Consider the following 21,740-nt stretch of genomic DNA (forward strand, 5'->3'; position numbering starts at 1 on the left):
TCACTCCTTCTCGGCCAGCTCGACGGCGGCCGTCTCGATGTGCTGCTCGCCGAGCAGCACGTGGCTCGCGGCACTGCCCAGCGGCACGAAACTGTCGTGGCTGGCGACCCGGGCGATGCGGCCGTCGTAGCCGGACTCCACCAGCGCGGTGACGACACCCTCGCCGACGCCGCCGGAGTGCCGGGTCTCGTCGGCCACCAGCACCTTGCCGGTGAGGTTGGCCTCACGGACGATGTCCTCGACCGGCAGCGGCGCCAGCCAGCGCAGGTCCAGCACCTGGGCGGCGATGTCGCGCTCGGCCAGCCGCTTCGCGACCCGCAGGCTCATCGGCACGCCGTTGCCGAACGTGACGATGGTGAGGTCGGCCCCGGCGCCGTGCACGCGGGCCCGGCCGATCGGCGCGTGCTCGCCGGAGTCGGCCGCGAGCCACTCGCCGTCGCCGTCCTCGTGCAGGTCACGGGTGTGGTAGAGCGCGATCGGCTCGAGGAACGCCGACACCGTGCCGTCGACGGCGGCCGCGGCCAGGCAGCTGCGCAGCATGGCCGCCGCGTCGTCGCCGCGGGACGGGCAGGCGACCACCAGGCCGGGGATGTCGCGCAGCACCGCCACGCCGTTGTCGTTGTGGAAGTGCCCGCCGAAGCCGCGCTGGTAGGCGAGCCCGGCGATGCGGACGACCAGCGGGTTGCGGTACTGCCCGGTGGAGAAGAACGCCAGCGACGCCGCCTCGCCGCGCAGCTGGTCCTCGGCGTTGTGCAGGTAGGCGAGGTACTGGATCTCCGGGACGGGGACCAGCCCGGCCAGCCCGGCGCCCAGCCCGAGGCCGAGGATCGACTGCTCGTCCAGCAGCGTGTCGAAGACCCGCGCGCGGCCGTGCTTGCGGGCCAGGCCGCGGGTGACGCCGTACACGCCGCCCTTGCGCCCGACGTCCTCGCCGAACACGACGACGCGGCGGTCGCGCTCGAGGGCGGCCGACAGCGTCGCGTTGATCGACTCGGCCAGCGTGGCCGGCTGCTCCGCGCGGGCCTCGTCGTACAGGGCGGCGGCGGCCCGGGCGACGGCGTCGGGCGTGCGCGGGGCGAGCGGCGCGACGATCTCCGTCGCCGAACCGAGTGTGCGGGCGCCGATCAACTCGTCGGCGGCGGCGTCGACCTCGGCGCGCAGCTCGCGGTACCGGGCGATGAGCTCGTCCGGGGTCGCGGCGCCGGACCCGACCAGCGCGCGGGCGGTGCCGAGGATCGGGTCGCGGGCGTGGTCGGCGGCGATCTCGGCCGGCGTGCGGTAGCCGATCTCGGCGTCGCTGCCGGCGTGGCCGAGGTAGCGGACGGTGCGCAGGTGCAGGAACGCGGGCTTGCGCTGCTCGCGGACGTAGCCGGCCGCCCGCCGGGCCGCCGTCAGCGCCGTCCTGGTGTCGGCGCCGTCGGCCTGGACGTAGGTGAGTCCGGGCCGCGACCCGTAGGACGTCTCGATCCAGCCGGCCGGGGTCGGGACGGAGATGCCGATGCCGTTGTCCTCGCAGACGAACAGGATCGGCACCGGCAGCCCGCTGTACGCGGTGTTCAGGGCGGTGTTGACGGCACCGGCGGCGGTCGAGTGGTTCGCCGACGCGTCGCCGAACGAGCACACCACGACCGCGTCGTCCGGCCAGGCGGCTTCCACGCCGAGCCGGTGCGCGCGGTGCAGCGCGACCGCCAGCCCGACGGCGCGCGGCAGGTGCGAGGCGATGGTCGAGGTCTGCGGGATGATCGACAGCGCGGCGTGGCCGAACACCTTGTGCCGGCCGCCCGCGATCGGCTCGTCGGCTGCGCCCATGAGGCTCTGCAGCACGTCGCGGACCGGCGTGCTGCCGGGCACCTGGGCTGCCCGGGCGGCATAGAAGCCGCCCGAGCGGTAGTGCAGCAGCGCCGGGTCGCTCGGCCGCAGCGCCGTCGCGACCACGGCGTTCGACTCGTGACCGGCCGACCCGATGGTGTAGAAGCCGCGCCCGGCCGCCCGCAGCTCCCGCGCGACGACGTCCAGGTGCCGGCTGGTCACCTGGGCGTCGAAGATGCCGTGCAGGACGCCTTCGTCCTCGTCGCTCGCCGGCGCCGTGGCGGGCAGCGCCTCGATCGCCGTGAACAGCGCCTGCTCGAGCGCGGCCGGGGTGCTCACGACTCGTCGAGCCGGAAGCCGAGGTCGGCGTCGAGGTCGGCGACGTCCATCTGCGCCTTCTGCAGCCGCCCGGAGTAGTCCCAGTTCACCGACTGCCAGCGGGTGAACTGGTCGAGCACCCAGATGCCGGACTGCCGCGACCCGTTGCCCGACTTGCCGTTGCCGCCGAACGGCAGGTGCGCCTCGGCGCCGGACGTCGAGTTGTTGATGCTGACCATGCCGGCGGAGATGCCGCGCCGGTACGCGAACGCGTCGGCCGGGTCGGTCGTGTAGATGCTGCTCGACAGGCCGTAGCCGGGTGCGTTGGCGAGGTCGATGGCCTCGTCCAGCGTGCTGTAGGACGTGACGCCGACGATGGGGCCGAACGTCTCCTGGTCGAACAGCTCGTCGCCGGGACGCACGCCGTCGACCACCACCGGGTGGTAGAAGAGGCCCTTCGCGGGGTCGCCGACGAAGCCGGCGCGCGGGTTGGCGCTGGTGATGCGGCCGACCGGGCCGTGCACGGTGTGCTGGGGCTGCACCCAGCCGAGGAACTTCTCGTACCGCTCGGCGAACTTCGCGTCGAGCAGCGGGCCCATCAGGACGTCCTGGCTCGGGTCGCCGACGGCGGCCGCGTCGACCGCCGCGGTGAACCGGCGCAGGAACTCGTCGTGCAGCGACTCGTGCACGATGACCGTCCCCAGCGACGTGCAGCGCTGGCCGGCCGTGCCGAAGCCGCTGAACAGCGCGCCCTCGACGGCGAGGTCGAGGTCGGCGCTCGGCGCGACGACCAGGGGGTTCTTGCCGCCCAGCTCGAGGCAGGCCGTCTGCAGGTGCCGGCCGGTGAGCGCGCCGATCTCGCGTCCGACCTCGGACGAGCCGGTGAAGCCGACCTTGTCGACGTAGCCGAGCTCCAGCGACTCCTGCAGGCCGGCGTAGGTCTCGGCGCCGTCGGCGTGCACGATGTTGAACACGCCGTCGGGCAGCCCGCCGCCCTTGACGAACAGGTCGTGGAAGGCGTTGGAGACGACCGCGGAGTACTCGGCCGGCTTCCAGACGATGGTGTTGCCGGTGAGCAGCGCCGGGACGATGTACCAGGACGGCACCGCGACCGGGAAGTTGCCGGCGGTGATGACGGCGACCGTGCCGACCGGGTTGCGGAACGTGAACAGCTGCTTGTCGGGCATCTCGCTGGGGACCGTCTGGCCGTACAGCCGGCGGCCCTCGCCGAGGAAGAAGTCGCAGGTGTCGACGATCTCGCGGACCTCGCCGAGCGCCTCGGCGTACGGTTTGCCGATCTCGCGGGTGACCAGCCGGGCCAGGCTCTCGGCGTTCTCCTCGACGACGCGGCCGATGTGGGCGATGGCCCGGCCGCGGACCGGCGCCGGGACGTCGGCCCACGCCCGCTGGGCGTTGCGGGCGACGACGGCGGCGGCGGTGAAGATGCGCCCCGGTGCGAGGCTCACCTCGCCGACGACCTCGTCGAGGTCCGCGGGGTTGAGGCTGGCGACAGTACGGTCGCCGGGGACGGCCTGGCCGTCGACGACCGAGGTGACAGTGCGGGTCATCGGTGGTTCTGCTCCTCGGTTCAGACGTTGGCGGACTGACGGGCGACGACGCGGCCGAACGCCGCGACGGCGAGGTCGATCTCATCATCGGTCACCGACAGGGCGGGACGGAAGCGGATCGCCCGCTCGCCGCACGGCAGCGCGAGCACCTGCTCGTTCTCACGCAGGTCCGCGACGACCGCGTTCCGCGTGGCCGCGTCGGGCAGGTCGGCGGCGACCATGAGGCCGCGGCCGCGCACGTTGCCGACCGTGCCGCCGGTTTCGGCGGCGACCGCGCGCAGGCCGGCGAGGAACCGCTCGCCCTTCGGGCCGGCCGCCTCGATCAGCCCGTCCTGCTCGATCAGCTCCAGCAGCCGGCGCGACCGGACCATGTCGGCCAGCCCGCCGCCCCACGTCGAGTTGATGCGGCCCGACACCTCGAACACGTTGTCGGCGACCTCGTCCACGCGCCCGCCGGCCATGATGCCGCCGACCTGCACCTTCTTCGAGAACGCGACGATGTCGGGCTGCAGGCCGAGCTGCTGGTAGGCCCACGCCGTGCCCGTCGTGCCGGTGCCCGTCTGCACCTCGTCGACGATGAACAGCGCGTCGTGCTCGTGCACCAGTGCCTGCATGGCCTGCAGGAACTCCGGACGCATGTGGTTGTCGCCGCCCTCGCCCTGAATCGGCTCGCAGATGAACGCGGCGATGTCGTGCGGGTGCTGCTCGAAGGCGCGCTTGGCCTGGTCGAGGGCGTGCTGCTCGGCGGCCTCGACCTCGGCCAGGTGCTCCTCGAGCGGGAACGTGATGGCCGGGACGTCGATGCGCGGCCAGTCGAACTGGGGGAACCGGGCGGTCTTGTTCGGCTCGGTGTTCGTCAGCGACATGGTGTAGCCGCTGCGGCCGTGGAAGGCCTTCGTCAGGTGCATGATCTTCGTGCCCAGCGCGGCGTCGCGGCCGTGGGCCTCGTTGTGCCGGCTCTTCCAGTCGAACGCGACCTTCAGCGCGTTCTCGACGGCGAGCGCGCCGCCCTCGACGAAGAACAGGTGCGGCAGCCGCAGGTCGCCGAGGACGCGCGCGAACGTCTCGGTGAACTCGGCGAGGTGCACCGAGTAGACGTCGGAGTTGGCCGGCTTGTTCGCCGCCACGCGCGCCAGCAGCTCCATGAACGCCGGATCGTCGACCAGCCCGGGCGGGTTGCAGCCCAGCGGCGCGGACGCGAAGAACGTGTACATGTCGAGGTACCGCTTCCCGTCCCGCGCGTCGACCAGCCAACTGCCCTGGCTGGCGTCGGTGTCGAGGACGAGCTTGAAGCCGTCTGTGAGCAGGTGCCTGCCCAGAACCTCGTGGACCTCGCCGGCGGTGATGGTGAGCTGTTCGGCCACGATCGGTGAACCTCCTCGAACCCGGTACGGTGACAGAAGACGTCCCTCGTGAGGCTCGCCTTGACGTAATTCTTGCGTTGATTCGCAGTTAGGGCAAGAAGACATCCCGCTGAAGGAGGACGGTGTCGAGCCAGCGGCCGTGCTTGTGCCCGACCGCGGTCAGACGGCCGGCCTCGGCGAAGCCGAGCGCCCGGTGCAGGGCGAGCGACGGGCTCGGGTTGGGGCTCGCGGCCGCACCCTCGTCGGTGCCGCCGGTCGTGCCGCCGGTCGTGCCGCCGGTCGTGCCGCCGGTCGTGCCGCCGGCCGCGCCGTCGGTCGCGTCCCCGTGGATGCGTCGGTCCGTGCTGGCGCCGGCGGCTTCGTCGGCGGCTCGGCCCGCGCCCTCGCCGATGCCTCTGTCTGCGCCCTCGTCGACGACGACGGCGATCAGCCGGCGCACCCCGGCCGTAGCGCAGGCCTCCAGGAGTGCCGTCATCAGCGCCCGGCCGAGGCCGCGTCCCGTGTGTGCGGGGGAGAGGTAGACGGTGTTCTCGGCGGTGTGCCGGTAGGCGGGCTTGGGTCGCCACGGTGCGGCGTAGGCATAGCCCACGACCGTTCCGCCCGCGTCGGCGACGAGGAACGGCAGGCCGCGGGCTTCGAGGTCGGCCAGCTTGTCCGCCCAGTCGGCAACCGTCGGCGGCGTCTCCTCGAACGTGACGACGCTGGTGCACACGTAGTGGGCGAAGATCGCCGCGACGGCGGGCAGGTCGGCGGTGCGGGCGGGGCGGACGGTCGCGCCTGCAGATTCGCTATAGAGAACCACACCTCATTATAGTGAACGCATGGATCTCGTCGCGCTCGGCCGCCGCATCACCGATGCCCGCTTGCAACGGTCGTTGCCGATGACCGCGCTGGCCGAGCGGGCCGGCGTCAGCGCCAGCATGCTGTGGTCGGTCGAGCGCGGCCGCAAGGCGCCGACGGTCGTCGTGCTGGACCGGATCGCCCGGGCGCTCGGCACGCCGATGTCCGCGCTCCTCGACCCTGACGACGTCCCGCGGGTGATCGTCCGCCGCGCCGCCGACCACGACGTCGCCGTCGCCCCGGACGGCTGGCGGCGCACGATCCTGACGCCGGTCGTGCCGGGGGTGAACTTCGAGTGGGTGCGGACCGAACTGCCGCCCGGTTCCGCACCCGGCGAGTACCCGGCCTACGCGGCGGGGTCGCACGAGTACGTGGTCGTCGAGTCCGGCCGCCTCCACCTCACCCTCGGCGACGACGAGCACGACCTCACCGCCGGCGACTCGATCTACTTCGCCGCCGACGTGCCGCACACCTACGCCAACCCAGGGGACGAGCCGTGCTCGTACCACGTGGCCGCGCTGATCATGCGACCTCGCCACTGACCGCACGGCCCCGCCGCTGGCTCCTCGCCGTCGTCGATCGTGCACCCGCCGCTGACCAAGCCGACATCGTTAGTGGCCCAGCGGCGGAGCGACCGATCGGCCGCGGCGTCCTGGCGGCAAGTGGGCTCAGCGGACTGGGCGCCTGCGCCGCTCGACAGGCTCAGCCTGCTCCGGAGGGTAGCTCAGCCCGCTCGTCAGCCTCGGCCCGGCCGCCAGCTTCGGCCCGGCGGGTAGCTCGGCCCGGCGGGTAGCTCGGCCCGCTCGTCAGCCTCGGCCCGCTCGTCAGCCTCGGCCCGCTCGTCAGCCTCGGCCCGGCGGGTAGCTCGGCCCGGCGGGTAGCTCGGCCCGCTCGTCAGCCTCGGCCGGACCGCCAGTTCGGGCCGACCGCAGCGTGGGCCGAGGGGTTTGCCGGCCGTCCCATCGATCGATTGACGCGCCTGTGCCTGCGCTCGTGCTCAGGTGCGGCAAACTCCGAGTGACGGGGAAGACAGAGCGCTGACGGGTAACCCGCCGCCCGCAGGGGAGCGGCGGCGATAGCTCTGGAAGCACGTGAGTTCTCATTCGACGGGCATCACCCGCACTTCCGCCGCAGCCGCAATAGTGACCGGATCGGCGGCCGGGGCCGCAGCCGCCGCCGCGGCCCCGGAGGCAGCCGCGCCCGCATTCGGATTGGCAGCCGTCGCCCCGGCTGATGCGGGATCGGCAGCCGCGGGCATTGACGATCCAGCTGCGGCCGCCGCCGCTGGATCAGCGGCCGGAACCTCGGGCGCAGGAGCAGGCCCCGACTGGTCCGACCGGGCGAACGCCAGCAGCGCCCGTCCCTCCGCCTCGACCTCGGCCGTCTCGGCAACGGTGAGCGGCCGGTACGGCGTGACGGCGAGCACTCCGTCCTCGATCCGCCACCAGCCGGCGACCTCGCCGTCGACGAGGAGGGCGTGCGGCACCACGCCGTTGCGGCGGTTCATGCGCTTGCGCGACACGTCGTCGATGATGCGGGTGCGGTCGGCGTGGGAGCGGAGCACGTTGTCGAAGTCGGGCAGGAACCGGACCGGCGCCGGGGTGTCGGCCGGCGGGCGGGGCGCGTCGGGGAGGTCGAACAGCTCGCGGCCGGCTTCGTCGCGGAACACTCGCAGCGACGGGCGCAGCGGCTCGACGACCTCGCGCAACCGGGTCAGCCCGCACCACGTCTGCACGTCGGCGACCGAGGCCGGGCCGAAGGAGCCGAGGTAGCGGAGCACGAACTCGGCCGGCGACGGGGCGGGGTCGAGCGGGCGGCCGAGCCAGCGCTCGATGGTCGTCAGGCGGGTCTGGCCGCTCTGCCCCCAGACCGCACGGGGCGGCACCTGCACCAACGCCAGCAGGCCGCGCGCCGCGTGGGCGAGGTGCGTCGCCTCGACGGACGGCCAGGACGGGGCGAGCAGAGCGCCGAGCTCGGCCATGGTGCGCGGCTCGGCGTCGAGAAGCGCCCGGGCGGCCGTGGCGACGGGGGCGAGGTCGACGCCGGCGAGGGCGCGGGCGTGCAGGGAATTGGTGCGCAGGTCGGCGTCGTACAGCGGCTGCACCCACGGCCGCAGCGCCAGGGCGTCGGACGCGGAGAGGAGGTGAATGGTGCCGCGCTGCGCCGCGATGCGCACCACCGACCGGTCGAGCAGCAGGCCGGCGAGCGCGGACGGCCGGAACCCGCGCAGCCGCGACCACAGCTGGTAGTACGGCGAGAACGGCTGCTGCGCCTGCAGGCCGCCGAGATGCTCGACCACCGAGAGCACGGGACGATCGGCGCGCGCGAGCAGCAGCTGCCGGGCCAGGGTGGCGCGGCCCAGCTGGCGGCGGGTCAGGACGTCGGACATGGGGCTAGCCTCTCGCGACCCACCGACAAGGTCGCGCGGGGAGGCAGGGAGAATCGGCGAGGTGACGACGACGCTCTACCGCAACGGCCGCATCCACAGCCCCGCCGACCCGTTCGCCACTGCGATGCTGGTGGTGGACGACACCGTCGCCTGGGTGGGCGCCGAGGGCGCCGCGCGCACCCACGTCGACGCGGCCGACGAGGTCGTCGATCTGGAGGACGCGCTGGTGGCGCCCGCGTTCGTCGACGCGCACGTGCACCTGACGGAGACCGGCCTGGCCCGTGACGGGCTCGACCTGACGGGCATCGCGGGGCGGACGGCCCTCCTGGACCTGGTGGCCCAGCGGGCGAAGGAGCGCCCGGGGGAGGCGATCCTCGGCTTCGGCTGGGAGGAGGACGGCTGGCCCGACGGCGGCGCGCCCACCCCCGGCGAGCTCGACCGCGCGAGCAGCGACACACCCGTCTACCTCGCCCGCCGCGACGTCCACACGGCCGCGGTCTCCGGCACGCTGCTGGCAGCCGACCGCTCCATCGCCCGCGCCGACGGCTACGACGACGGCCTGGTCCGCCGCGACGCCCATCACCGGGCCCGCCAGGCCGCCCGGTCCGCCGTCCCCGCGGGGCGGATGGCGGAGCTGCGCGAGCAGGCGCTGCGCCACGCCGCGTCGCTGGGCATCGGCGCCGTCCACGAGATCGGCGCACCGCACATCAGCGACCCCGCCGACTTCACCGCCGTCCTCGCTCTCGGCGCCACACCCGGCCTGCCGGACGTCATCGGCTACTGGGGCGCGACGGCGGTCGGCGAGGCGCAGGCGCTCGGCGCGGCGGGCGCGGCCGGCGACCTCAACCTGGACGGCTCCATCGGCTCGCGCAGCGCCAGGCTCTCGGCGCCCTACGCCGACGCGCCGGGGGAGCGCGGCCGCGCCTACCTCGACCTGCCGGCCGCCACGGAGCACGTCGTCGCCTGTACCCGGGCCGGCATCCAGGCCGGGTTCCACTGCATCGGCGACGAAGCGGTCCGGACCGCCGTCGAGGCCATCGCGGCCGCCGCGGAGGTGTGCGGCCTGGCCGCCGTCGTCGGATCGCGGCACCGGCTGGAGCACGTCGAGATGATCGACGACCTGCTGATCGCCGAGCTGGCCCGCCTCGGCGTCGCCGCCAGCGTGCAGCCCGCGTTCGACGCGCTCTGGGGCGGCCCCGACGGCCTGTACGTCGAGCGGCTCGGCCCCGACCGCGGCGTCGCGCTGAACCCGTTCGCCGCCATGGCCCGGGCCGGCGTCCTGCTCGCGTTCGGTTCCGACTCGCCGGTGACGCCGCTGGCCGGCTGGGAGACCGTGCGCGCGGCGTCGCAGCACCGGACGCCCTCGCAGCGCATCAGCGCCCGCGCGGCGTTCTCGGCCGCGACGAGGGGCGGCTGGCGGGCCGCGCGGGTCGAGGACGCCGGTGTGCTGGCGCCCGGCATGCTCGCGTCATTCGCCGTCTGGGAGGTCCCGTACGAGCTGGTCGTCCAGGCGCCGGACGAGCGGGTCGCGGCGTGGTCGACGGACCCGCGGGCCGGCGTGCCGGGGCTGCCGGACCTCTCGCCGGACGCGCCGCTGCCGCGCTGCCTGCGCACGGTCGTCCGCGGCCGGACGGCATACACCTGGGCGTGATCGCCCGCTGATCCCCGTCACCGTCCGTACGCTGAGACGTGAATCGGTGACAGGAGGATCCATGCAGATCGACAACGAGTTCACCGTGGGCGTTCCCGTCGAGCGCGCCTGGGAGGTCCTCACCGACCTCGAGGGCATCGCGCCGTGCATGCCGGGCGCCCAGCTGACCGGTCGCGACGGCGACGTGTACAAGGGCAAGGTACGGATCAAGGTCGGACCGGTCGTGTCCGAGTACGCCGGCACCGCCACGTTCGTCGAGAAGGACGACGCCGCCCACCGCGCCGTCATCAGCGCCTCCGGCCGCGACTCCCGCGGCGCCGGCAACGCCTCCGCCCAGATCGTCGCCCAGCTCCGTCCGGACGGCGCGTCGACGGTCGTCAGCGTCGACACGGACCTACGCATCAGCGGGAAGATCGCCCAGCTGGGCCGCGGCATGATCAAGGAGGTGTCGACGAAACTGCTCGGGCAGTTCGTCGAGTGCCTGGAGGGGAAGCTGGGCGCCGCGACGGAGTCCCCGGCGGCCGAGCCGGCGGGCGGGCCCATCGCCGAGCCGGCAGCCGAGCCCGTCGAGCCAGTCGAGCCCCTGGCCGCGTCGACGCCTCCGGAATCGATGACGGAGCCGGCCGGCGAGCCGGTCACGGAACCGGCGGAGGAGCCTGCGACGCAGCCGGAGCCGCGGCCCGGCCCGCGAGCGGCGGAACCGGAGCCGTTGGACATCATGGACGTCGCCGGCGGCTCGATCGCACGGCGGGCGGTGCCGCTGGTGCTCGTCCTCATCGTGCTGGTCGGTCTGGTGCTCTACTGGGCCAGCCGCTGACCGGGTCCATGCGCCGGTTGATCGTCCGTAGTGTGGTATGTCCGTCTCGATCTTGACGACACGCCGTGAGAACGCAAGGTTTCTCGATCGACTTCAGCGTATCCAGTTGCCCGTGACCAGCGGCGGAAGGACGTTTACGCAGGTCGACCGGTAGCTTGACACCCGGCCGATGCATCCAGCAAAGTCACGAGAGTCCACCAGCGGACGAAACCGTTCGGACCGGCGGTCCGGGCGGGCGTCGCGAGAAGGGTCGAGGGGCGGTTCCTGCCACGCAGGGGCCGGGCATCCTTCGTGAGCCAGGCCCTTGCTCGCACGACCCGTCTGTACGCCGCTCGCAACGGCACGGGGTGAGACGAGGTCGGGCCCGGCCCGCCCAGTAGACAACGGTCCGCGAGCCGCATCCAGCGGCGTCCGCGGCCCGGTCCGAAGGGTGGAGCCGGGCTGCGTCCTCCGTCACAAGACGCTGGGCCAGCACCACCCCGGGCACTTCGGGCCCGGGGCGCACGTTGTACCGTCACGCGATCGGCAGCACACTTGACGGGGCCGGTCCGTAATCGGGCGCGGCCCCACCGCCAGCCGCTGGACGTCGGACGGAGCAGGACAACGTGACTCACCTGTGGCGACACGCAGGAGCCGCGCTCCTCGGCGTGTCCCTGATCGCCGCGTTCCCGCCGTACGACCTCTGGTTCGTGGCCGTCCTCGTCCCGGGTGCGTTCGCGCTGCTCGTGCGCGACCAGCCGCTGAAGCGCGTCGCCGTGCTGGGCTACCTGTTCGGCGCCGGGTTCTTCCTGCCGCTGCTCGACTGGACGGGCATGGAGGTCGGGCCGATCCCGTGGCTCATCCTGGCCCTGTTCGAGGCGGCGTTCTTCATCCCGCTGGCGCTCGGCCTGACGCTGGTGCAGCGGCTGCCCGCCTGGCCGCTGTGGACCGCGGCGGTGTGGGTCGCCGACGAAGCCATCCGCGGGCGGCTCCCGTACGGCGGCTTCACGTGGGGCAAGCTGGCGTTCTCACAGGCCGACAGCCCGATGCTCGGGCTGGCCTCGTGGGGCGGCTCGCCCGGGCTGTCGTTCGCGGTCGCGCTGGCCGGCGGGCTGCTCGCCTGGGTCGTCGTCGAGCGACGGCTCTGGCTGCGCGCCGCGGCCGCCGCGGGCGCCGTCGCCATCGTCGTCGCGCCGCTGCTCATCCAGCCGATGACGCCCGACGGCGACACCGTCACCGTCGCGATCGTGCAGGGCAACGTGCCGGCCGAGGGGCTGGCCTACAACGACGAGAAGCGCGCCATCACCCGCAACCACGTCGAGGCGACCGAGCGGCTCGCCGACGACATCGACGCCGGCCGGGTCGAGCGTCCCGACGTCGTGCTGTGGCCGGAGAACTCCTCCGACATCAGCCCGTTCCACGACGCCGACACCTACCGCGCCATCGACGGCGCCGTGCGCGCCGTGGGCGTGCCCACGCTGATCAGCGCCATCGTCCCGACCGACGACGGCCGCAACGTCCGCAACACTTCCATCCTGTGGGACCCCGAGACCGGCCCGGGCGACACCTACGTCAAGCGGCACCCGATGCCGTTCGGCGAGTACATCCCCATGCGGTCCATCGCCGAGCGCATCACAGACGCCGTCAACCAGCAGCCGCGCGACCACCTGCCCGGCGACACCGTCGGCATCTTCCAGGTCGGCGACGCCACCATCGGCAACGTCATCTGCTTCGAGGTCGCCTTCGACGGCATCGTCCGCGACGCCGTCATCGACGGCGGCCAGTTCCTCTCCGTCCAGACCAACAACGCCACCTTCGGGCGCACCGAGATGACGGAGCAGCAGCTGGCGCAGTCGCGGGTGCGGGCGTTCGAGCACGGCCGCACGGTGCTGGTGTCGGCGCTGGCCGGCGTCAGCGCCGTCGTGGCGCCGGACGGGTCGGTCCTGGACCGCGCGGAGCTGTTCACCCAGGACGTCATCGTCACCGAGGTCCCGCTGGCCGACGGCCTCACGCCGGCCACCCGCGTCGGCGCCTGGCCCGAGTGGATCATCACCGCGCTCGGTGTGGGCGCCGCCGGGCTCGTCATCGTGAACGCCCGCCGCGCACGGCGTGCCGGCGCCTCCGTCGCCGACGAGCCGCGGCCGCCCGTCGAGGCAGGAGTGCCGTGACGACCGTCCTGGTGGTCATCCCGACCTACAACGAGGCCCTGACCATCGGCAAGACCGTCGAGCGCACCCGCGCGGCCGTCCCCGGCGCCCACGTCCTCGTCGTCGACGACGCCTCGCCCGACGGCACCGGCGCCCTCGCCGACGAACTCGCCGAGCTCGACGACCACGTCCACGTCCTGCACCGCGGCGGCAAGCAGGGCCTCGGCGCCGCGTACGTCGCCGGCTTCGGGTGGGGGCTCGCGCGCGACTACGACGTCCTCGTCGAGATGGACGCCGACGGCTCGCACCAGCCCGAGGAGCTGCCGCTGCTGCTGCACGCCGTCGAGAACGCCGACCTCGTGCTCGGGTCGCGCTACGTGCCCGGCGGGCGCACCGTCAACTGGCCGTACAAGCGGCAGGCCATCTCGCGCATCGGCAACACCTACACCCGCCTGGCGCTCGGGACCGGGCTGCGCGACGCGACCGGCGGCTACCGCGCGTACCGGGCGTCCGCCCTGCGCGAACTGGACATCGACAGCGTGGCGTCGCAAGGTTATTGCTTCCAGGTCGACATGGCGTGGCGGGCCATCCGGGCCGGGTTCCGGGTCATCGAGGTCCCCATCACGTTCGTCGAGCGGGAGCAAGGAGAGTCGAAGATGGACGGCAGGATCGTGCGCGAGGCGTTGTTACGGGTCACTCAGTGGGGCGCGGTGCACCGTGCCCGGCAGCTGCGTGACCTCGTCGGAGGGAGCCGGCGGTGAGACGTTTCGGCCCGTTCGCCCTCGGCGTGATCGAGCTGATCGCGCTGGTCATGGTGGCCAACTGGGTCGGATTCGGCTGGGCGCTGCTCATCCTCCTCGGCACCAGCATCCTCGGCGTCGCGCTGCTGCGCATCGAGGGCCTGCGTGCCTGGCAGGAACTGCGCGCCGCCGCCGCCGACGGCCGCTTCCCGCAGGACGAGCCCGAATCCGTCGAGGCGTCGTCGGCGCGCATGGCCGACACCGGCGCCCGCATCCTCTCCGGCGTCCTGCTCACGTTCCCCGGATTCGTCACCGACCTCATCGGCCTCGTGCTGCTGGTCCCGCCCATCCGACGCGGCGTCGGCCGGCGGCTGGCGGCCTCGGCGTTCCGCACGTTCCCCGGGCGACGCGGACCGGGGATGGGCGGGTTGGGGCGGCCTGGGGTTCCGGACGGTTCCGGCGGTCCGGGCGGTCCCGGCGTCCAGCACGGCGTCGTCATCGAGGGCGAGGTCGTCGACACCGACCGGCCGAACGACCAGCGCTGAGCGCGTCGCGGGTGCGCCGTCAGCCGCGTTCCACCCTCCGGGCAAGCGCGTCGCATCACACCCCGGACACAGAACCGCACCCGGCCCCCGGAACCAACGGGGGACGGGTGCGGGCTCAGTGACTCGGGGCGGGAGACCGTCAGGCGGTCTTCTTGCGGCGTGCGCCTCGGTCGGCGAGGTGCGCCGCGCCGGGGATGAGGCCGGAGCGCAGCAGTTCGAGCCGCTCGTCGAGCAGCGCCTCGAGGTCCTCGATGGAACGGCGCTCCAGGAGCATGTCCCAGTGGGTGCGGGCAGGCTTGGCCGGCGCCTCTTCGGGCCGGTCAGTGGCGACGCGCAGCGACTCGCAACCGCAGCGGGGGCAGTCCCACAGGGCGGGCACCTCGGCCTCGGTCGAGAAGGTCATCTCGAAGCGGTGGCCGGCGGTGCAGCTGTAGGCGACCGTCTGGCGCTCGGCGAACTCGACGCCGCGCTCGTCCTCGTAGCTCGTCGCGCCGAGGCGGGAGCCGCGCAGGGTGGAACGCTCGGACATGTGTGAAACCCTTCCGGGGCGGTTGGCCCCTGGGACGAGACGTCGGTTCTCTACCTCGCCGTCGTGGTCATGTCGTACCCGATCACAACGACATGATGACAACGGACGGCCGGAGAGTAATGTTCCGGGTTTCCTGTGATAGTGCAATCTGGGCGACGTGATGTTCCTCACCGGTAACGTTCGACCGATCGGGGTACCTGGTTGCCGGCCGCCACGATGCCGGCCCGCAGGTCCACCCGTGACAGCAGCGCCAGCCCGGCGATGAAGAACGTCACGAGCACCAGCACCGACCACCGGTACGAGTCCGTCAACTGGAACGCCAGGCCGAACGCCAGAGTTCCGAACCAGCTCGTGCCGCGCTCAGCCGCCTGGTAGAGGCTGAAGTACTCCGCCTCCTTGCCCTTCGGGACCAGCAGGCTGAACAGCGACCGCGACAGCGCCTGGCTGCCGCCGAGCACGAATCCGATGGCCACGGCCAGGATCAGGAACGGCACCACCTGCTCGACGGGCAGGAAGAACGCGCCCCCGACGACGACGGTCCACAGCACCAGGCTGGACATGACGACGTTCTTCGCGCCGAACCGGTTGGCCAGCCGGCCCAGCGCGAGCGCGCCGCCGAACGCGACGAACTGGACGATGAGGATCGCGACGATCAGGACGTCCTCGCCGAGCCCCAGTTCCCGGTTGCCGTAGATCGACGACGCGGAGATCACCGTCTGCACGCCGTCGTTGTAGAGCATGTACGCGACGAGGAACAGCAGCGTCTGCGGGTAGCCGCGCGCGTGCCGCAGCGTCTCGCGCAGCTGGCCGAACGCCTGCCGCGTCGCGCTCCCGCCGACCCTGACGACGCCCGTGGGCGGCCGGTCGCGGATGCCGCGGTACGGGATGATCGTCCACAACGCCCACCACAGGCCCGCCGACAGCAGACTGATCCGGACGGTGTCGGACCGGCTCAAACCGAACGGCTCCAACGTCACCAGCGCGAGATTCAGCGCCAGCAGCAGGCCGCCGCCGAGGTACCCGAACGCCCAGCCGCGCGACGAGACACGGTCGCGGTCGTCCTCGTGCGCGATCTGGACCAGGATCGCGTCGTACACCACCATCGACGACCCCAGGCAGATCGCCGCGATGACCAGCAGGAACGCGCCCACCTGCCAGTTCGCCCCGGCGACGAAGACCATCGAGGCAGCCGCCGCCGACCCCGTCCACGCGAACCCGGCCATCAGGTGCCGCTTCTTCGCGGTGCGGTCGGCGATCGCGCCGACGACCGGCAGCAGCAGCGCGGACAGGATCGTCGCGAACGTGACGGTGTACGCGGCCACCGACCCGGCCGCGATCGGGATGCCGAGCACCGACAGGTCGCCACGGCAGGGATCGTCGGTGGTGCCGGCCTCGCCGCACGCCGCCGTCTCGGCCACCGCCGTCAGGTACGGACCGAACAGGACGGTCGCCGTCGTGGTGACGAAGGCCGAGTTCGCCCAGTCGTAGAAGTACCATGCTCGGTGCTCCCTGGCCCGCTCGACAGGGTCGGCCAGCGGGCCGGACGGGGCGAGTGCACGGGTCACGCGCGGACGGTATCGGGTGCGGGGCGGTCGTGGCCAGACGACACGATGTCCCGGCAGTGAACGAGTGATGAGGAGACGACGACGGTGACGGTGCGGGAGATCCGCCTCTACGGCGACCCGGTGTTGCGGACGGTGACCGATGCGGTGACGGAGTTCGGCGAGGCGAGCCGTGCGCTGGCCCAGGACCTGCTGGACACCCTCGACCTGCCCGGGCGGGCAGGCGTGGCGGCGCCGCAGATCGGGGTGCCGCTGCGGGCGTTCTCGTACGACCTCGAGGGCCAGCGCGGCGTCGTGTTCAACCCGGTGCTGGTCGGGACGGAGGGGGAGCAGTCCGGCGAGGAGGGCTGCCTGTCCGTGCCCGGCCTGTGGTTCCCGACGCCGCGGGCCGCCTGGGCCGCCGTCGAGGGCGTCGACGCCGACGGCGAGGCGGTGCGGGTCGAGGGCGAGGGCGAGCTGGCCCGCTGCCTGCAGCACGAGACCGACCACCTCGACGGCATCGTCTACATCCACCGCCTCGAGCCGTCGACGCGGCGCGGCGCGATGCGCGAGATCCGCCGCAGCGCCTGGTTCAGCGCCTGAACCTCCCATGACCGGCGACGAGGACGACCTGCGGCCGGACATCGCGGCGGCCCGCCTGCTGATGCGCCTGACCTCCGGCGGCGGCCGCGAGCTGCGGCGGCTGGAGTGGGTGCTGCACGACGACGAGACCGTGGAGCGTCTCGCCACCGGCATCCACGGCCGCGGCGTCGGGCTGCTCGCGCTGACCGAGCGGCTGCGCGAGCGCATCGCAACGTCGGCGGCCGCGGACGGCGCGGGGATCATCGAGCAGATCCGCCGGCTCGGCGCGCTGCACGAGACCGGGATCCTCACCGACGAGGAGTTCGCCACCAAGAAGGCCGAGCTCCTGCGGCGGCTCTGATCAGGCCGGCTTCCATTGGTTGCGCGACTCCAGGACGTCTCGAAGCAGGTCCGCGCGGTCGGTGATCAGCCCGTCGACGCCGAGGTCGAGCAGCCGCCGCATCTCGGCCGGCTCGTTCACCGTCCACACGTGCACCGGCCGGCCCGCGGCGTGCGCGGCCGCCACCGTCGCCGGCGTCACCACGGCCCGTCCGCGGAACGTCGCCGGGACCTGCAGGCAGTCGACGCCGCGGAGGAGGGTGCCGGCGAACCCGCGCAGGCCGGGCGTCGACGCGGCGGCGACGAACGCCGCGATCAGGCTCTGCCCGGCCGACGACGCGACGGGGGCGGCGAGGCGGCGCAGCACGGCCCGGCGGCGGGCGTCGGAGAAGGAGGCGACACAGACGCGGTCGTGGGCGCGCGTGCGGTCGAGGACCCGGGCCAGCGGCGCCACGGCGCCGGGCGCCTTCACGTCGATGTTGACCCGCAGCGACGGCCAGCTGCCCAGCACGTCCTCCAGCGCCGGCACCGGTTCGACGCCGCCGATCAGTGCGCGGCGCACCTCCGACCAGGGGAGCTCGGCGACGGCGCCGGTGCGGTCGGTGACCCGGTCCAGCGTCGCGTCGTGCAGCGCGACCACCACTCCGTCGGCCGTCGCGTGGACGTCGGTCTCGATGTAGTCGTAGTCCAATTCCACCGCCGCCGCGAAGGCCGCCATGCTGTTCTCGAGGCCGTTGAGGGAGAATCCGCGGTGGGCCAGCGCCAGCGGGCCGGGACGGTCGAGGTACGGATGGATGCCGGCCACGAGGCCAGGCTAACCGCCGGGGGAGACGACGTGAGCGACGACATCGACCTGCGCGACGCGGTGCTGCGGTGGCAGGCGGGCTGGGTGACGGCGCGCGACTACCGCAGCGATGTCGACGGCGACGTCGTCACCGTCCGCATCGGGCTGCCCGAGCGCATCACCGACACGATCCTGCTGACGGACGACCCCGAGCGGTATGCCGAGGCGGCCGCCGGGATCGGCGAGCCGAGCCGCTGGCTCGTCGCCCCGACCACCGACCGCGCGCGGACGGAGTCGGCCGCGGCCGCCGCCGGGCTCACCGTCCACGCCCCCGAGTGGCTGATGTCGCGCCCGCTCGACGACCACCCCGCCGGCGACGCCCCCGACGGGTACGAGCTCTGGCTGAGCGGACGCCGTCCGGTCCTGGTCGCCGAGGTCGTGGCGGCGGGCGGCGATCCCCGCGCGCTGGCGGCGAAGGGCCACCTCGCCCTGAGCGGCGAGGGCAACGCCGACGCCGTCGCGGACCGCATCTTCACCGTCCCCGCACACCGGCGGCGCGGGCTCGGCGCCGTCGTCATGGGGGCGCTGACGGCGGCGGCGCGCGAGAGCGGCGCGCGGACCGGCCTGCTGGTGGCGTCGGCGGAAGGGCGCAAGCTCTACGAGCGGCTCGGCTGGACGGTCGAGGCGGAGATGACGGTCGCGCACTGGTCCGGCCACGCGTCGCCCGGGCCGACCGGCGACCCGTTAGAGTGATGCCGTCGCGACTGGCGCAGCGGCCCGGGTGACCGGGCACGGGTGGAACCGACCACCGGGGAGCGGACGGCCGTGGCACCGCGCGCCTGGGTGCCCGGGAGACACCGACATCGAGAGGACGTGGCTCTCGCCATGACCACGAACGCCCGCCCCGCGCTGCAGTCCGCCGACCCCGAGGTGGCCGCGCTCATCACGGCCGAGGAAGAGCGGCAGCGCCAGACGCTGAAGCTGATCCCGTCCGAGAACTACGTGTCCACCGCGGTCCTCGAGGCCACCGGCACCGTGCTCACCAACAAGTACTCCGAGGGGTACGCCGGCCGCCGCTACTACGAGGGCCAGCAGGTCATCGACCAGCTCGAGACCCTCGCCGTCGACCGCGCGAAGGCCCTGTTCGGCGCCGACCACGCCAACGTCCAGCCGTACTCCGGCTCGCCCGCCAACCTCGCCGTCTACCTCGCCACGGCGCAGGCCGGCGACACCATCATGGGCATGTCGCTGCCCATGGGCGGGCACCTGACGCACGGCTGGAAGGTCTCGGCCACGGGCACCTGGTTCCGGCCGGTCCAGTACGACGTGCGCCGCGACACCGGCCGCATCGACCTCGACCAGGTGCGTGAGCTGGCGCTGGCCGAGCGGCCGAAGCTGATCTTCTGCGGTGGCACCGCCATTCCGCGCACCATCGACTTCGCCGGCTTCGCGGCCATCGCCCAGGAGGTCGGCGCCGTCCTGGCCGCCGACATCGCCCACATCGCCGGCCTCGTCGTCGGCGGCGCGCACCCGACCCCCGTCGGCCACGCCGACATCGTCACCACGACGACGCACAAGACGCTGCGCGGCCCGCGCGGCGCGATGATCCTCACCACCGAGGAGTACGCCAAGCCCGTCGACAAGGCCGTCTTCCCCGGCCTGCAGGGCGGCCCGCACAACCACACGACAGCCGGCATCGCGGTGGCGCTCGGCGAGGCGGCGCAGCCGGAGTTCAAGGACTACGCCCACCAGGTCGTCGCCAACGCCGTCACCCTCGCCGACGAGCTGCTGGCCCGCGGCTTCGACCTTGTCTCCGGCGGCACGGACAACCATCTGATCCTCATCGACCTCACCTCCAAGGGCGTGGCCGGCAAGCCCGCCGCCAAGGCGCTCGACCTCGCCGGCCTGGAGACCAACTACAACACCGTCCCGTACGACCCCCGCAAGCCGTTCGACCCGTCCGGCCTGCGCATCGGCACCCCCGCCCTGACCAGCCGCGGCATGGGGGAGGCGGAGATGCGCGAGGTCGGCCGCTGGCTCGACGAGGTCGTCACCGCGGCGGCCGGCTCCGACGCCGACGCCCTGGACGGCGTGGTGGCGCGGGTCCGCGGCGAGGTCACCGAGCTGACCGGCCGCTTCCCGACCCCCGGCCTGGACGGCTGAGCCTCCTCCGGCCGGGCCTGCTCCCGCTGGTCTCTTCCGGCTGGTCTCTTCCGGCTCGTCTTGGACGCTCGGGCGGCCGCTCCTTCGCGGGGCGGCCGCCCGTTTCCATGCGCCGCCGCCGCACCACCAGCCGCCGCACCACCAGCCGCCGCACCACCAGCCGCCGCACCACCAGCCGCCGCACCACCAGCCGCCGCACCACCAGCCGCCGACTCAGCGCTGAGCCGCCGACCGCACCAACGCCAACTCCGGGCCACCGTCCAGCCGGAACCCGACCCCACGCGTCGCCCGGATCGTCACCGACGCGCCGGCCGCCCGTAGTTTGCCGCGTAATCGCTTGATCACCGACTGCACCGCCGCCGGCCCTGCGAAGTACGTGCCGCCCCAGGCGCGCTCGTGCAGCTGCTCGTACGTCCACACCTGCCCTGGCCGCCCGGCGAGGCAGCTCAGCACCTTGAACTCGTACGGCGTCAGCGGGAGGCCGTTCCCGCGCCACGTCGCCTCGTGCCGGGTGACGTCGAGGGTCAGCGAGCCGACCCGGACCACGTCGTCGCCGGTCGGGGGCGAGCCGGCGAGGTGAGCCGGAACGGTGACCTCGGGTCCGGCTCCGGCGAGGCGGCGCAGGAAGGTGCCCGCCACGCCGGCGTCGGGCGCGAGCACGAGGATGCCGGTGCCCTCGAACTGCCCGGCGATGCGGGCCCGCTCGTCCGGGGAACTGGTGATGCACACGACGACCGGTGCCGGTTCAGTGCGCATGGCTGCCGTCCGCGGTGACGGGCTCGTGGTCGTGGTGGTGCCGGAACATGTCGGGATCGATGGGCATCGATGCCGTCCACAGCGTGTCGAACAGCAGGCTGAGCGCCCCGCACAGCTCGCGGCTGCGCACGATCAGCGCGACGACCCCGCCGACGCCAGGTGCGAACAGCGGCATCAGCACGGTGTGACCGTCGAACACCGCGAACTTCATCGGCAGGTCGCCGTGGAAGACGCGGGCCTCCTCGCCGGCCTCGATCCACGCACCGATGTTGTCGGCGACGGACGGATGTCGCATGAGCCCGTGGTCGTAGACGGCCCGCGCCCGGACGCCGCGGGAGAGCGCGTCGAGCTCGGGCTGGTTGCTGCCGCCGAGCTGGACCGGCCGGCGCACCACGATGTCGATGGACTGCTGCGACGACGCGTGCAGCCGGTCGAACCGGTCGCCGACCAGTTTCGGCGTGCGCAGGATCTCGACCAGCTCGCCGTCGCCGCCCGCGTTGGCCTCGAACCTGCGCATGAGGTCGGGCAGCGCCGACTCGACGTGCCGTTCTCGCTCGCGTTGCTCCTCCCGCCCGCGTTCGAGCAGGCCGCCGAACGCGACGTCGGGCGCGGCCGGCTGGAACCGGCTGCTGTACCCGGCGCCGGCGTCGACCAGCCCCTTGTCGACCAGCGAGCGCAGGATGAGGTACACGCTGCTGCGCGACGTGCCGGTGAGGTCGGCAATGGTGCCTGCGGCCAGCGGTGACTGTTCGAGCAGGCACAGGTAGATGCGAGCCTCGGTCTTGGTGAGGCCCAGCTCCTCTAGGAGCGATTCGGTGTTCACACGCGCCTCCGGGGGTGTCGGGCGTGCCGGGATTGCGCCAATGGTTACCCCGCGTG

General features: G+C 73.3%; 20 protein-coding genes. 10 read left to right on the forward strand and 10 right to left on the reverse strand.

What is annotated here, in order from left to right; translation table 11 throughout:
• From BLU82_RS12455 to BLU82_RS35100, 4 genes are read right to left on the reverse strand one after another with little or no spacing between them, the layout of a single operon-like run.
• Positions 1–2,148 carry a thiamine pyrophosphate-dependent enzyme gene (locus BLU82_RS12455; RefSeq protein ID WP_092620415.1) on the reverse strand — a complete coding sequence of 716 codons (2,148 nt, stop codon included), beginning with the start codon at positions 2,146–2,148 and terminating at the stop codon, positions 1–3.
• Positions 2,145–3,695, reverse strand: coding sequence for an aldehyde dehydrogenase family protein (locus BLU82_RS12460; RefSeq protein WP_092620418.1), 1,551 nt, complete (start codon positions 3,693–3,695; stop codon positions 2,145–2,147). The genes BLU82_RS12455 and BLU82_RS12460 overlap by 4 nt, the downstream gene beginning before the upstream one ends.
• Before the next feature lie 20 nt (positions 3,696–3,715).
• On the reverse strand, positions 3,716–5,164 hold the full coding sequence (gene lat / locus BLU82_RS12465) for an L-lysine 6-transaminase (RefSeq protein ID WP_092620421.1): 1,449 nt from the start codon (positions 5,162–5,164) through the stop codon (positions 3,716–3,718).
• Positions 5,148–5,861 (reverse strand): GNAT family N-acetyltransferase, encoded by a 714-nt coding sequence (locus BLU82_RS35100; RefSeq protein ID WP_197682907.1) that lies wholly within the window; start codon positions 5,859–5,861, stop codon positions 5,148–5,150. The genes lat and BLU82_RS35100 overlap by 17 nt, the downstream gene beginning before the upstream one ends.
• Before the next feature lie 19 nt (positions 5,862–5,880).
• On the opposite strand from BLU82_RS35100, the gene BLU82_RS12485 reads away from it, so the two are divergent.
• A complete protein-coding gene (locus tag BLU82_RS12485; protein WP_092620424.1) occupies positions 5,881–6,441 on the forward strand; it encodes a helix-turn-helix domain-containing protein in 561 nt (186 codons plus the stop codon).
• A gap of 557 nt (positions 6,442–6,998) precedes the next feature.
• On the opposite strand, the gene BLU82_RS12490 is transcribed toward BLU82_RS12485, so the two are convergent.
• Entirely contained in the window at positions 6,999–8,288 is a 1,290-nt protein-coding gene (locus tag BLU82_RS12490; RefSeq protein WP_092620427.1) for a winged helix DNA-binding domain-containing protein, read from the reverse strand.
• Between BLU82_RS12490 and BLU82_RS12495 the strand changes: the two genes are divergently transcribed.
• The 5 genes from BLU82_RS12495 to BLU82_RS12515 all read left to right on the forward strand — a co-directional run bounded on the left by BLU82_RS12495 (position 8,287) and on the right by BLU82_RS12515 (position 14,167).
• The gene (locus BLU82_RS12495) at positions 8,287–9,939 is read left to right on the forward strand and encodes an amidohydrolase family protein (protein ID WP_092620430.1); all 1,653 of its coding nucleotides are present in this window, start codon (positions 8,287–8,289) and stop codon (positions 9,937–9,939) included. The genes BLU82_RS12490 and BLU82_RS12495 overlap by 2 nt on opposite strands.
• A 61-nt stretch (positions 9,940–10,000) precedes the next feature.
• Positions 10,001–10,756: an SRPBCC family protein gene (locus tag BLU82_RS12500; protein ID WP_092620433.1), complete on the forward strand. Its 756-nt coding sequence runs from the start codon at positions 10,001–10,003 to the stop codon at positions 10,754–10,756.
• Positions 10,757–11,403: 647 nt separating this feature from the next.
• Positions 11,404–12,903 carry an apolipoprotein N-acyltransferase gene (lnt, locus tag BLU82_RS12505; RefSeq protein WP_092620435.1) on the forward strand — a complete coding sequence of 500 codons (1,500 nt, stop codon included), beginning with the start codon at positions 11,404–11,406 and terminating at the stop codon, positions 12,901–12,903.
• Positions 12,900–13,643: a polyprenol monophosphomannose synthase gene (locus BLU82_RS12510; protein WP_231947780.1), complete on the forward strand. Its 744-nt coding sequence runs from the start codon at positions 12,900–12,902 to the stop codon at positions 13,641–13,643. Before lnt ends, BLU82_RS12510 begins: the two co-directional genes overlap by 4 nt.
• Positions 13,640–14,167 (forward strand): FxsA family protein, encoded by a 528-nt coding sequence (locus tag BLU82_RS12515; RefSeq protein ID WP_092620438.1) that lies wholly within the window; start codon positions 13,640–13,642, stop codon positions 14,165–14,167. Before BLU82_RS12510 ends, BLU82_RS12515 begins: the two co-directional genes overlap by 4 nt.
• A gap of 139 nt (positions 14,168–14,306) precedes the next feature.
• On the opposite strand, the gene BLU82_RS12520 is transcribed toward BLU82_RS12515, so the two are convergent.
• Both BLU82_RS12520 and BLU82_RS12525 read right to left on the reverse strand, forming a co-directional pair.
• Positions 14,307–14,696 (reverse strand): RNA polymerase-binding protein RbpA, encoded by a 390-nt coding sequence (locus BLU82_RS12520; protein ID WP_092620441.1) that lies wholly within the window; start codon positions 14,694–14,696, stop codon positions 14,307–14,309.
• Positions 14,697–14,863: 167 nt separating this feature from the next.
• Complete coding sequence (locus tag BLU82_RS12525; RefSeq protein WP_092620444.1) at positions 14,864–16,261, reverse strand: MFS transporter; 1,398 nt, start codon at positions 16,259–16,261, stop codon at positions 14,864–14,866.
• A gap of 84 nt (positions 16,262–16,345) precedes the next feature.
• On the opposite strand from BLU82_RS12525, the gene BLU82_RS12530 reads away from it, so the two are divergent.
• Positions 16,346–16,840, forward strand: a complete 495-nt coding sequence (locus BLU82_RS12530; RefSeq protein ID WP_092620447.1) for a peptide deformylase — start codon at positions 16,346–16,348, stop codon at positions 16,838–16,840.
• Positions 16,841–16,847: 7 nt separating this feature from the next.
• A complete protein-coding gene (locus BLU82_RS12535) occupies positions 16,848–17,180 on the forward strand; it encodes an SHOCT domain-containing protein (protein ID WP_092620450.1) in 333 nt (110 codons plus the stop codon).
• Here BLU82_RS12535 and BLU82_RS12540 read toward each other — a convergent pair whose 3' ends face one another.
• The gene (locus tag BLU82_RS12540) at positions 17,181–17,963 is read right to left on the reverse strand and encodes a glycerophosphodiester phosphodiesterase family protein (RefSeq protein WP_092620453.1); all 783 of its coding nucleotides are present in this window, start codon (positions 17,961–17,963) and stop codon (positions 17,181–17,183) included.
• A gap of 30 nt (positions 17,964–17,993) precedes the next feature.
• Here BLU82_RS12540 and BLU82_RS12545 point away from each other — a divergent pair, with 30 nt between their 5' ends.
• Together BLU82_RS12545 and glyA are read left to right on the forward strand one after the other, a co-directional pair.
• On the forward strand, positions 17,994–18,695 hold the full coding sequence (locus tag BLU82_RS12545) for a GNAT family N-acetyltransferase (protein WP_092620456.1): 702 nt from the start codon (positions 17,994–17,996) through the stop codon (positions 18,693–18,695).
• Between the two features lie 132 nt (positions 18,696–18,827).
• Complete coding sequence (gene glyA, locus BLU82_RS12550; protein ID WP_092620459.1) at positions 18,828–20,105, forward strand: serine hydroxymethyltransferase; 1,278 nt, start codon at positions 18,828–18,830, stop codon at positions 20,103–20,105.
• 213 nt (positions 20,106–20,318) lie between these two features.
• Here glyA and BLU82_RS12555 read toward each other — a convergent pair whose 3' ends face one another.
• Together BLU82_RS12555 and BLU82_RS12560 are read right to left on the reverse strand one after the other, a co-directional pair.
• Positions 20,319–20,861 carry a winged helix-turn-helix domain-containing protein gene (locus BLU82_RS12555; RefSeq protein ID WP_092620462.1) on the reverse strand — a complete coding sequence of 181 codons (543 nt, stop codon included), beginning with the start codon at positions 20,859–20,861 and terminating at the stop codon, positions 20,319–20,321.
• On the reverse strand, positions 20,851–21,684 hold the full coding sequence (locus tag BLU82_RS12560) for a TrmB family transcriptional regulator (RefSeq protein ID WP_157740857.1): 834 nt from the start codon (positions 21,682–21,684) through the stop codon (positions 20,851–20,853). The genes BLU82_RS12555 and BLU82_RS12560 overlap by 11 nt, the downstream gene beginning before the upstream one ends.
• Between the last annotated feature and the right edge of the window lie 56 nt (positions 21,685–21,740).

Origin of the sequence: Jiangella sp. DSM 45060, assembly GCF_900105175.1 — a bacterium.
In the GTDB taxonomy this organism is placed as follows: domain Bacteria; phylum Actinomycetota; class Actinomycetes; order Jiangellales; family Jiangellaceae; genus Jiangella.